The following is an 8019-nucleotide window of genomic DNA, read 5'->3' as shown; positions in this document are numbered from 1 at the left end:
GCGGTGCGGGTGATGATGGTGCGGACCACCCGGTAGTCGATGGCCCCGGCGGCGAACACCGCCGCCACCAGGGGCAGTTTGTCCCGCAAGGCGCGGGCGTACTGGATTTGTCCGCCGGCGCGGGCGCGGCTGATGGCCAATGCTGCTGATACTTCGGCGGCGACTTCTTCGAAGGGGTCGGTGCGCCAGAAGATGGTTTCGGCCAGGTCGCGTTCCCGGCGTGCATCGAGTTCGCCGATCAGGGCCAGGCGGCGGGCGATGGCCGCGGCCTCCGCGCGCCCCGCATCGCTCAACCCGTCGATCAGGTCAGCATCAGCGAGGGCATCGAACACATGTTCTATTATGCCACCGGTAGCCGACAATCCTCGGGTGTCGCAATGGTGTCGCGGTGCGCCAGGATTGCCGCAGCCGTGGCCGCAGGGTAGTTGCCGCCGCTCTTCGGCTGCTACCCCCGGCCCGCCCGGCCGGTGGCACGAACTCGAAAGCTCGGTGCCTGCAAGGCGGCCACGGCTGCTACTTGCCGAAGGTACCATACTTCCTGGTACGGACCGGCGTATCGATACAGTGAGCAACGCTCACCGTGGCGCTCAATCCTTTTCGGCGCGCAGCACCAAGACCGCTCGGGATTCCACGCTGACCTTTGCTCCGGGTGCCAGAGGCGTGTCGTCGAGGTTTGCGGCGGTGCTGATCACCGGCGTCCACTGATCCGCGAAGTCCTTCGGAGGCAACACGAACTCGATCGGTTCGTAGTGCGCGTTGAAACACAACAGGAAAGAGTCGTCGACCACCTGCTGGCCGCGCACGTCCAGATCCGGAATGCCGTGCCCGTTCAGGTACACGGCCACCGACTTGGCGTAGCCGGTCTCCCAGTCCTCGGCCGTCATATCGGAGCCGTCGGGTGCGAGCCAGGCGATGTCGGGCGCACTGGGCGCACCGGGCTGGCGGACGGGCCTGCCGTCGAAAAAGCGTCGCCGCCGGAATACCGGGTGGGCGGCCCGCAGCGCCGACACCGTCCGGGTGAACTCGATCAACTCCGAATCGGCTGCGGCCCAGTCGATCCAGGACACCTCGTTGTCCTGGCAGTAGACATTGTTGTTTCCGCCCTGGGTGCGGCCGAGCTCGTCGCCGTGCGAGATCATCGGAACACCTTGGGACAGCAGCAGAGTGGTGAGGAAGTTACGTTGCTGCCGGGCCCGCAGTTCGTTGACGGCCGCATCGGTGGTCGGGCCTTCCGCGCCGCAGTTCCACGATTTGTTGTTGCTCTCGCCGTCGCGGTTGTCCTCGCCGTTGGCCTCGTTGTGTTTCTCGTTGTAGGACACCAGATCCCGCAGCGTGAAGCCGTCGTGAGCGGTGACGAAGTTGATCGACGCGAACGGGCGGCGACCGGTCTGCTCATAGAGGTCCGAGGATCCCGTGAGCCGGGAAGCGAACTCGTCGAGGGTCGCCGGCTCGCCACGCCAGTAGTCGCGCACGGTGTCGCGGTACTTGCCGTTCCACTCGGTCCACAGAGGCGGGAAGTTGCCCACCTGGTAACCGCCGGGACCCACGTCCCACGGCTCGGCGATCAGCTTGACCTGGCTGACCGTCGGATCCTGTTGCACGAGTTCGAAAAACGAGCTCAGTCGGTCGACATCGTAGAACTCGCGGGCCAGGGTGGCCGCCAGGTCGAACCGGAAACCGTCCACGTGCATCTCGAGCACCCAGTAGCGCAGCGAATCCATGATCAGCTGCAGCGAATGCGGGTGGCCGACGTTGAGGCTGTTGCCGGTACCGGTGTAGTCCATGTAGTAGCGCTTGTCGTCGTCGACGAGCCGGTAGTAGGCGGCATTGTCGATGCCGCGCATGGACAGCGTGGGCCCCATGTGATTGCCCTCGGCCGTGTGGTTGTAGACGACGTCGAGGATCACCTCGATGTCGGCCTCGTGCAGCGCGCGCACCATCGCCTTGAACTCCTGCACGTGGCCGCCGGGTGTGGCGCTGGAGCTGTATCGCGGATCGGGAGCCAGGAACCCGATGGTGTTGTATCCCCAGTAGTTCGACAGTCCCTTTTCCTGCAGAGTCGAATCGTCGACGAAGTGATGCACCGGCATCAGTTCGATCGCGGTCACGCCCAACGACTTCAGATGGTCGATGATCACCGGATGCGCGACCGCCGAGTAGGTGCCGCGAATCTGTTCGGGAATGTCCGGATGCGTTTCAGTCAGCCCCTTGACATGTGCTTCGTAGATGACCGTGTCGGCATACTCATGACGCGGCGGCCGGTCGGTGCCCCAGTCGAAGTACGGATTGATCACCACGGACTTCGGCATGTGCGCAGCCGAGTCCTCGTCGTTGCGGCTGTCCGGGTCACCGAAGTTGTAGCCGAACAGCGGCTGGCCCCAGTCGAACACTCCGTCGATGGCCTTCGCGTACGGATCGATCAGCAGCTTGTTCGGATTGCACCGTTGCCCGGCGGCCGGATCGTACGGGCCGTACACCCGGTAGCCGTAATGCTGACCCGGCTCGACATTGGGCACGAAGCCGTGCCAGACGAACCCGTCGACCTCGGGCAGTACCAGCCGTTTCTCCGTGCCGTCGGCGTCGAACAGGCACAACTCGACACGCTCGGCGACCTCGCTGAACAGCGCGAAATTGGTGCCCGAACCGTCGTAGGTGGCGCCAAGGGGGTAAGCCTTACCCCGCCAGATTTCGAGTTCGGGTTCCGTGGTTCGCTCGGCTGGATTCACAATCCGACTTTACGGGTCCGCTGCGTCGCGTGACCATCGGACGGATCGCGGACCATTCGCCGGACGGGAGGGGAATCGCCGTGTTTATCAGCTCTGAGCTGCCGAAATACCGCACGCTGCGGGTTGTCGTGGACCGTGGCGTCGCGACCGTCACATTGCACCGTCCGGAGCATCGCAACGCTGTCGGGGACGGTATGCGCGAGGAACTGGCCGACGCCTACACCCGGTGTGACCGCGATGATGCCGTCCGGGTGATCGTGCTCACCGGCGAACCGCCCGCGTTCTGCGCGGGTGCGGACCTCACGGCGGGCGAGGACACGTTCACCGCGCCGGGCTCGGGCTTCAGCGCGGCGGGTGTCGCGGTGCCGGCGTGGACGCTGGCCAAGCCGGTCATCGCCGCGGTCAACGGACACGCCGTCGGCCTGGGGCTGACGCTGGCCCTGCAGTGCGATATCCGCATCTTCGCCGCCGATGCGCGCTACGGCGTCGTGCAGGCCCGGCGCGGCATGATCGGCGACGCATACTCCCACTGGATCCTGCCCCGGTTGGCCGGTATCTCCAATGCAGCCGAAATCCTTTTGGGCGGTGGCACTTTCGACGGCCACCGGGCCGTCGAGCTCGGGCTGGGCAGCCGGGTGCTGCCTGCTGACCAGGTGTTGCCCGCTGCGCTCGACCTCGCCCATGACATCGCGACCAACACCGCACCTATGGCGGTGGCAGCCAGCAAACGTCTGTTGTGGGATTCGCTCGAACTGGACCGAACGGCGGTGGGCGCCCGGGAAACCGAGATTCATCTGCAGCTGATGGCCCACGACGATGCCCGCGAGGGCGTGCGGGCCTACATCGAGCGTCGGGAACCGCGCTGGACGGGCTTGCCGCAGGATCCGACTAACTGACTTCGACGCCCGCCGAACGCAATTCGTCGAGCGCCGCGGCGGTGCTCTGCGGGGCGACTCCGGCCGTGAGCCCGGTGAGCACGCGGGTCTTCAGACCGGCTTTGGCTGCGTCGGCTGCCGTCGCCGCCACGCAGTAATCGGTCGCGATGCCCACGACGTCGACGGCATCCACGTCGTGGCCGCGCAGCCAGTCCGTCAACGTCGTGCCGGAATCGTCGGCTCCCTCGAAACCGCTGTAGGCGGCCGAATAGTGCCCCTTCTTGAACACGGCCTCCACCGCACTGGCGTCGAACTCGGCGTGAAACGCCGCGCCCGGCGTCTCGGCCACACAGTGCCGCGGCCACGACTTCTGGTAATCGGGGTGCTCGGAGAAGTGCTCACCCGGGTCGATGTGGAAGTCCTTGGTGGCCACGACGTGGTCATACCCGTGGTCGCCTGCGAGCAGTTCGGTGATCGAGCGGGCGACGGCGGCCCCGCCGGCCACTGCCAGTGAGCCGCCTTCACAGAAGTCGTTCTGGACGTCCACGACGATGAGTGCGCGCATGGTGTTCATTGTGCGCTGCGGCGTCATCCGCCGAACAACAGATACAAGCCGGTGAATGTGTAGCCGACCATCACCAGCATCATCGACAGCTGACCGGTGAGCTGGTGGCGTTTGGGCAGCAACTGCAACGCGCGGTCGTGGGCCGCGATCACACCGGCGACGTGCCCTGCGAGCACGAACCCGACCTTGAGGCTCGCGAGTACCGAAGGATGAAGCGACAGAATGTAATTCACGCTGACGTTGTCGTGCCCCAGCAGCAGGATCACGGTCTGCTGGCCACGCTCGACGAGGTAGGACAGGTAGTGCGCGAATACGTAGCCGATGACGATGGGGATGAGCGAATGCGCCATCAGGCCGGGTAGTTCGCGGCGGCGCTGCCGGTCCACGCCGCCGGTGGCGCGCGCGGCGGCGGTGAAGGTGACGGCCACTGTGGTCGCGAACACCAGCAGGCCGGCCGTGCGGATGAGCGACGCCCCGGCCGGGGACCCGGAGTGCGCGTCGACGAAGTTGCGCCACTGCGGCATCGCCGAGAAGCTGTCGAACGCCGTGGAGCCCAGCAGCACCGCGAGCGTCGCGATGACACCCGAGCGCACCGGAAGCGTCGGCAGGTGGTTGAACGGATTGCCGATGACGATCCGCCCGTCGTGCCGCCGCAGCGGGGACAGCCGCGACGCGACCATGCTGTAGACGTCGAACGGATCGGCCCGGGAAAGCCACGGCTCACCGCAGCACATCGCGCCGGCGAACGTCACCGCGACGTACGCCAGAAGCCAGTACCGGATCGCGGCGAGCGAAGCCGGGTCCGGGCTGGCCAGCTCCAGCCAGACGAACGCGAACAGCCCGGCGGCAGCGGGCCAGTAGCCCAGCCGTTCCGGGTAGTGCCATGGCCGCCGGCGGACCACGAGGCAGACGACGCGGTAGACCGTGCGGACGGGGGAGAGCACCCGCCACACCGGGCCGAACGCCAGGGACAACGCCACCAGGCCGACCCACAGCAGCACGTAGAACACTCCGGGGAGCGGATTCTTGGCGTCCTGCGGGCCGATCGACGAGGCGACGACCACCCATCCGGCGAACCCAAGGGCGATCAACCGCACGGCCCACCGGGTGGCCGGTGAATCCACGGTCCGCTGGACCCAGCCCGGCAGGGCCCGGCCCGGCTTGGCCGGATCGAACCGCGGCCGGCGCCAGGCGAACGCGACGACAGCGAACGTGAAGGTCAGCGTCCACGCAGCCCCGAGCAGCGCATACGTGTAGGGAATCGGGAGATCGGTCGAACCGCCCAGGCCGTGGGCCAGGATGGCGGTCCCGTCCCGGTTCACTGCTGCACTTGCACGCTGGCTATGGTGCGGTTCAGCTGGTGCAGCTCGATCTCGACCGTGCCGGGCACGTCGACGGTGAACTGGAACTGCTGGCCGGCGCGTGGCTCGATCTTGAACGTGTGGTCCGGCGTCGAGTGCACGTGCAGTTCGTCGGCGGCGTCACTGTTGACGCGAACCACGATGGGCTCCTTCACCTTGCTCTGCAGCGATGCGTTGGTCGGGGTCACCTCACCGCCCTTGATGGTCACGTCGATCACCAGGCGATTGGGCGCCTGCTGCTGGTTGGTCATGTCCGACGGATTGACGGTCGTCACCGACGGGGTCGTTGAGGTGGCGCTTTCGGCGGTCTTGGACTTGTCCGAGCCGCTGCATCCTGCGGCCAGGAGTGCTGCAGCGGCGGCCAGAACGATCAGTCTGCTTGTACGCGTGGTCACGGTGAATCATCTTCGCCTGTACTGCCCCGCGTTTCCTGTTCATCCCCCGGTTCTGCGCCGGTGTCGGGGTTGCGGCGGTCGCGGCGGGCGATGTAGACGATCACCCCGACAACCACGACCGCGGGGACGAACGCAGGCAGGGCAAGGAGCAGCGTGTGGTCGGCCAGATATGTCTGGGTCACGTCTGTGGCTGTACGGGTCGCGGGCCGGAGGCCTTGCTGCCGGTCTCCAACTCCTTGGCGTTGATGCGGCCTGCGCCCCAGGTCAGGCCCGCGATCAGCACCAGCGTGCACACGAGGACCACGAGTGACGCGACGTTGTAGAGCCAGGACGGGTGGTTGAGGTTCCGTTCGCGCTGCAGGATCGTGATCTCCTGCACGAAGGGACGCGTCGTCGACTGCAGCGCGGGTGTCTCGGGTGCACCGATACCGGGGTCGGCGGGCAGGAAGATCGGTATCCCGCTCATCGTGGTGCCGTCCTGCACACGCAGCAGGGTCTTCCAGGAGCCCGACACCGGGATCGGCTGAGTGGACCGGTAGCGACCGGGGCCCACCTTGTCGAGCCGGTCCACCACGAGCCCCCGGTGGTGCGCCAGGCCGCCCTGCCACGAGAGGATCGACACCCATTCCGGGTCGTCGCTGATCAGGCCGGGCGGGGTGACCTGTACGTCGGCGGCCACCATCCGCTGCCCGCCGGTGTTGGACAGCTCGGTCAAACTGATGGTGGCTCCGGCATTTTGCGGTACCTCGGTGCGTAGGCCGTTGGCCACCGCGCCGCCGAGCACCAGGACCGTGACGACGATGATCGAGATGCCGATCGCCGGGCGGGGGAGCCGTTGCCCCGTCAGCACGAGGGCTAGCAGTGCGCCGCACACACCCATGGCGATCGCGACGGGAATTGCCATCGCCAGTGCTTCGCCCCACATGCTGTGTGGCCACGGATAGTGGTAGACCGCGCCGATCCACAACGATTCCAGCCACAGCCCCACGGTGGCCACACCCAGCCCGCCGACCGCACCGAAGATGATGGGCCGCTTGACAAGTGGGGTAAGTGCCAGCAGTTCGACCACCAGCGCGGGCCCGAGATACAGCGCGAACCAGCTGATCGGTGCGCCCAGAATGGGGCCGACGATGAAGGCGACGGCACCGCGCAGCGCGACGGCGAACGCGGCCGCGATGAGCGCGGCACCCGGGCCGAGTACGAGCCGCGCTGCGACGGCGGCCAGGGCGGCCGCGCCCGCGATCATCATCGGCTGCAGCACGAGACGGAACTGCTCGACGCCGAAGTCGTACTCGATCTGGAACACCGACAGCCCGATGAACAGGCCGCCGAAGGACAGGAAGTACAGGAACTTGTTGAACTTGCTGTCCTCGGGCGCGTCCGGTCCCATGGCCACCCGGCCCTCGTGCTCGAGCAGCAGCACCGCGATCAAAGACAGGCCCGCGCCGCCGATCAGCATCAGATGTGTTGGACCCCAAAGGGTTACGTCTTGACCGAAGATGCGATGCCAGATGTCGTCGAGCGGAAAGCCGATCAGCGCGTACAGGCCGCACAACGCCATCAGGACGCCGCCCACGGGGGCGTACCAGGTGCGCGTGATCCTGATCGCGGCGGGCCCTGGCTTGTCGTAGGGCAGCACGATGGCCATCGATCCGGCGATGAACAGCAGGAAGAGCCCGACAAGGATGAAATAGTGCGCGGGGTTGGCCAGCGGACCGGGATCGCGGCCTTTGCCGATGTGCAGGCTCACATCCCAGATGAACCCGAACAGCGCGCAGATGATGGTTGCGGTGAACAGGAACACCTGCAGCGCGACCCATGGTGGACGATGGAACTTGCGGCCCAGGCGTTCTGCGAAGCTGCTCAGCCACGTGATACGTCGCATCCGGTGCAGGTATCCCACCCACAACAAGGCAACGCTGACCACCAGCGCGGCAGCCGACATGCCGATGACCTGGTCAAGGGCGGCGCCGCCGCCTTCCGTCCCGGCGGCGGCCCAGTACGAAACCGCTGGGATCGAGACCGCCGGTGAACCCATCATGATCCCCACCCACTGACTATGTCCGGATGACTTGGTCAGTGGTGATGTTGCCAGAA

The 8019-nt window shown here is 66.5% G+C and carries 8 protein-coding genes; 1 reads left to right on the top strand and 7 read right to left on the bottom strand.

From position 1 onward, the window contains the following. Both BST13_RS35120 and glgX read right to left on the bottom strand, forming a co-directional pair. On the bottom strand, window positions 1-332 hold a 332-nt coding region (locus BST13_RS35120), incomplete at its 3' end, for a DUF222 domain-containing protein (RefSeq protein WP_142282923.1). Window positions 333-587: 255 nt separating this feature from the next. Then, entirely contained in the window at window positions 588-2726 is a 2139-nt protein-coding gene (glgX, locus tag BST13_RS35115; RefSeq protein WP_083170447.1) for a glycogen debranching protein GlgX, read from the bottom strand. A gap of 80 nt (window positions 2727-2806) precedes the next feature. On the opposite strand from glgX, the gene BST13_RS35110 reads away from it, so the two are divergent. Continuing rightward, window positions 2807-3622, top strand: coding sequence for an enoyl-CoA hydratase/isomerase family protein (locus tag BST13_RS35110; RefSeq protein WP_245839931.1), 816 nt, complete (start codon window positions 2807-2809; stop codon window positions 3620-3622). On the opposite strand, the gene BST13_RS35105 is transcribed toward BST13_RS35110, so the two are convergent. The 5 genes from BST13_RS35105 to BST13_RS35085 are packed head-to-tail and all read right to left on the bottom strand — an operon-like array spanning window position 3615 to window position 7960. Next, on the bottom strand, window positions 3615-4166 hold the full coding sequence (locus tag BST13_RS35105; protein ID WP_083170457.1) for an isochorismatase family protein: 552 nt from the start codon (window positions 4164-4166) through the stop codon (window positions 3615-3617). The two genes, BST13_RS35110 and BST13_RS35105, sit on opposite strands and share 8 nt — an antisense overlap. A 23-nt stretch (window positions 4167-4189) precedes the next feature. Beyond that, a complete protein-coding gene (locus tag BST13_RS35100) occupies window positions 4190-5488 on the bottom strand; it encodes a hypothetical protein (protein WP_083170434.1) in 1299 nt (432 codons plus the stop codon). Then, window positions 5485-5922, bottom strand: a complete 438-nt coding sequence (locus BST13_RS35095; protein ID WP_083170433.1) for a hypothetical protein — start codon at window positions 5920-5922, stop codon at window positions 5485-5487. Before BST13_RS35095 ends, BST13_RS35100 begins: the two co-directional genes overlap by 4 nt. Further along, complete coding sequence (locus BST13_RS35090; RefSeq protein ID WP_083170431.1) at window positions 5919-6104, bottom strand: hypothetical protein; 186 nt, start codon at window positions 6102-6104, stop codon at window positions 5919-5921. The genes BST13_RS35095 and BST13_RS35090 overlap by 4 nt, the downstream gene beginning before the upstream one ends. Next, window positions 6101-7960, bottom strand: coding sequence for a hypothetical protein (locus BST13_RS35085; protein ID WP_425437097.1), 1860 nt, complete (start codon window positions 7958-7960; stop codon window positions 6101-6103). Before BST13_RS35085 ends, BST13_RS35090 begins: the two co-directional genes overlap by 4 nt. Window positions 7961-8019 lie beyond the last annotated feature (59 nt).

It is taken from the genome of Mycobacterium aquaticum, from assembly GCF_002086485.1.
GTDB lineage: Bacteria > Actinomycetota > Actinomycetes > Mycobacteriales > Mycobacteriaceae > Mycobacterium > Mycobacterium aquaticum.
This window is presented reverse-complemented; position numbering and strand designations above follow the sequence as displayed.